The following is a 3,292-nucleotide window of genomic DNA, read 5'->3' as shown; positions in this document are numbered from 1 at the left end:
ATGCCCGGTCGCGGCCCACCTCGAAGGAACTGTCCTGCAGCTTGATCCCACCGAGGAACGGCGAGCACCACGGGGTTTTGACCACCTCTTCGACTCTCGCCGGTTGGAAATAGCCAAGCTGCCAGCCAATCTCAGGTACCCCGTTGTTGTCATTGCACATGCAGATTGACTTACTGGGAGCCGCGCCAGCGGGTTTGGGGCCCACGCCCATGATCCGCATAGGCAGCACGCAGGACCAACAGATCTTGTCGATGATGCCCTGCAGTATCTTCCCGTCTTCGCAGTCCAGGTTGAAATCCTTGCCGGGCTGCGCGGCCATCACCGACCAGGTCGTGAATGCGGCCACCCCACCACACAGCGCTGCGATGAGCACGGCCCTGAGCAACCTCTTAACCAACCGATTGAGGAATGTCATCTCATCAGCCCCGTCAGTACGGGATTGGTCTGCACCCATGCCGAGATGGTGTCGGCCATATAGGGGTATTTGGTCGCAAACACCACTCCGACTAGGAAACCGATGGTGAGGAATATCATTTTCATTGGGTCGCCTCCTGAGCCGCTATGGCGAATTGCTGCACGGCAAACACGGTGCCCGAGGTTTCAATCACGGTGGGGGTTGCCGCTAGGTGGAAGCGCTCTATGAGCTCTTTGGGCAGCAGCCGGGTACGGGTCTGCAGATGCTCGTTGGCCCGACGCATCACATCCCAACCCTGTTCTCGGGTGTAATCGGTGGCCAGCACCATGGTTTGACCGGCGAAGGGATTCTTCTCCCGGTAAGCCTTGGTCCAGTCCAACTCCAGCTGCGACTGCGGGTTGATAACGATCATCCGTAGCGCGGCGTGGGGTTGAGCCAAGGGATTGACGATGGTTCCGGCCTTGGCCAACACATTGCCTTTGGGGTCGACAACGTCCTTCACCACCTTGACGGTAGGATCGATCATCCACCGCTCATCCTTGCTCGCCGGAGGAAGGCTGTGCATCGTCTGGTTGTTCCAGAAGCGAGCCACGGCGGCATCTTGCTTGGCCTTCCAGTCGATGGCCAAGGCCCGCTTTTTCATCTCCTCAACCAGACTCAGTTCTTCAATCTTCCAGGTCGGACCCACCCGCTGGTTCAGGCGCTCGCCCTCTTCCTGCTGGGCCACGGCATCTTCGAAATAGTTGATGTTGATAGAGCCTTCTAGGCGGTGGAAGGAGCCATCCCCCATATCTCGAATGATGGTGGGAACCACGGTCACCCCGTACTTCTCGAAGGCGACCGGATTGAGCAGTACCTGGGGCTCACGGTCTTCGCTGATCCCCGCCTTGCGAGCGATGACACGCAGCTGCCTTGCTGTGTCCGTGATGGTGCCACTGCCCTTGAGCAGGCCGATGAAGGCGACCGGCATCGAGTAGCGAGCTGCCACTTCCAGGGACGCCATGAGGTCTTTGTCCGGCAGGGACATCGAGAGGAACATCATCCCGTTCCCGAGCGCCGCGGCCTTATCCTTGTCGCTGCTACTCACCTTGTCAGCCCCAAGCACAGCGGCGAGGTCGCCCTGCTTCATGTTGCCGAACACCTTACCGATCTGCTGGGTGGTCTGCACGGAGGCGGCCTTACGCATCGCCTCATCGGTGATCTTCTGGGCCTGCTCGTGCTGCTCGTCGGTGATCTGCTCAGCCTGCGTCCGCATCACCAACTTGGTGGGGTCTTTCATGGCTTGCTGCTGAATGGCCTTGGCATTGATGGCCATTTCCCGAGACAGTGCATCCACATCCATCGGTGCCGACGGCTGCTCTTGGGCAAGCACGGGATTACATGACAGTAATAGCCCGGCCAATAACGTTCTTTTCATCTATCGTTCCCCAAAAACGCGAGTCGTAACTGCGGTCGGTATTGCCGATCAGATACAAATGTCCGGCGGGGACGGTAATGGTCTTCATCACCTCGGACTCTGGAATCTTCAATCGCCCTGCTATGCCGTGCAGCGGCACGGGGTAATAGGTCTTTTCGTTGACCCACACGCCATCAAGATCTACCCGGACCTTGTCACCCCCGGTGGCGGCCACAATCTTCATCAACTTTTCGCCCTTCTTGGCGATTTTCAGATCCCGGTCCATCGAGACCGCATAGATGCCTCCCCTGACCACATCCTCTTCCAACTTGCTGACCAGGAAGATCTTGTGGGTCAAGCACCCAGAAAACTTGGGCGATGGCATCCCAATCACAAACAGAGCTTTGAACAGGTAAAAACCCAGTCCTGCCAGGACAACCATCACTGCTATGTCTCTACGTCGGTAGAACGTCAGGTCTCTCGTCATTGAAAAACGCCTATCTCTGACTTTTAAAGCCGATCTCCATCATATTTGTAAAGCGTGATGGGCGCAACGAATCTGGATTAGATCTTGCGAGAGATGAGGTTAAGAGCGTGGCGCGACAAGCGGTGTGTCAATGTCCGTAGAGGACGGAAGAAGTGTCTGCGTTAATTCGGGGGCGTTACGGTATGGAGCTGCCAGAAAGAGTGGCCGGTAGCCCGGCCTTGGAAGGGTTTATACCCGGAAACGGGTGCGAGTGTCCGTGATGGCGTCCCAGGCTCTGCGTACCTCGCCCAGGCTGATTGTCTCTGTGGCGTTGTCCGTCAGGTACTCTGTCACCAACCGCACCAGTTCACGACCATTGGCCGCTTGCTGGCGAGACAGAAACTCATCCTCTACTTGCGGTGAGAGCGGCCACTTGCCGGTTGCGTAGCTCGGCCGTCCGAGGGTGCGCGTGCGCTGGAAGCTCTCCAGCACACACCTGCCAATCCTATCCACCCGCGCCCAAATCCAGCGACCATCATCGCGGTCGCAGCGGATCGTGACCTCGTGCTGGACCCCGGTGAGGTCAAGTTCGAGGGAGGTGATCTCCCAGCCTGCTTGAGCCATTGTGCGCTGCAGGGCTCGCAACTGATGGCTGATCGGGTATGGGTTCACAGGGTTCATAATTTGAGTTCCTGACCAGGATGGAGTGGATCGAATGTTTCATTACCCCCATTCACGCCCGCTCGAACCGGCCAGCGACAAATTATTTTCTTCAACTTCAATAGTCCGGGCGCTGCCCTTGTCGATGAAGGTGATATTTTCATGTATCTGGCGACCTTCAACGATCACTTCGAGGTGGAGCGTGCCCTTGTTATCTGTTTCGTGCTCGCAGTGGAATTTAGAAGCTAGTTCTACTCGCTCACCGTCGAGCTCAATAGAATCTCCGCCCGACACACGGTAAAACTCCTCGCCATCAATCCACACCTGCTCCCCGTCCACGATCAGAAGCACGTCT

Annotated in this window: 6 protein-coding genes; all 6 read right to left on the bottom strand. The window is 57.3% G+C overall.

Annotation, left to right across the window (positions count from 1 at the left end):
* A partial coding sequence (locus PG883_RS20835; RefSeq protein ID WP_270807956.1) for a TraU family protein occupies positions 1-415 on the bottom strand: 415 nt, incomplete at its 3' end.
* Positions 412-540 (bottom strand): hypothetical protein, encoded by a 129-nt coding sequence (locus PG883_RS20830; RefSeq protein WP_258555759.1) that lies wholly within the window; start codon positions 538-540, stop codon positions 412-414. The genes PG883_RS20835 and PG883_RS20830, both read right to left, overlap by 4 nt.
* Entirely contained in the window at positions 537-1,787 is a 1,251-nt protein-coding gene (locus tag PG883_RS20825) for a TrbC family F-type conjugative pilus assembly protein (RefSeq protein WP_201035536.1), read from the bottom strand. Before PG883_RS20825 ends, PG883_RS20830 begins: the two co-directional genes overlap by 4 nt.
* A 4-nt stretch (positions 1,788-1,791) precedes the next feature.
* Entirely contained in the window at positions 1,792-2,298 is a 507-nt protein-coding gene (gene lepB, locus PG883_RS20820) for a signal peptidase I (protein ID WP_171865527.1), read from the bottom strand.
* Between the two features lie 228 nt (positions 2,299-2,526).
* Positions 2,527-2,949, bottom strand: a complete 423-nt coding sequence (locus PG883_RS20815) for a hypothetical protein (RefSeq protein WP_270807952.1) — start codon at positions 2,947-2,949, stop codon at positions 2,527-2,529.
* Between the two features lie 51 nt (positions 2,950-3,000).
* Positions 3,001-3,292 (bottom strand): hypothetical protein (locus PG883_RS20810; RefSeq protein WP_270807950.1); only part of this gene is annotated, 292 nt, incomplete at its 5' end.

This window comes from Aeromonas sp. QDB25 (assembly GCF_027707725.1).
GTDB lineage: Bacteria > Pseudomonadota > Gammaproteobacteria > Enterobacterales > Aeromonadaceae > Aeromonas > Aeromonas caviae.
The sequence above is the reverse complement of the archived record's forward strand: the minus strand, read 5'-3'. Positions and strand labels throughout refer to the sequence as shown.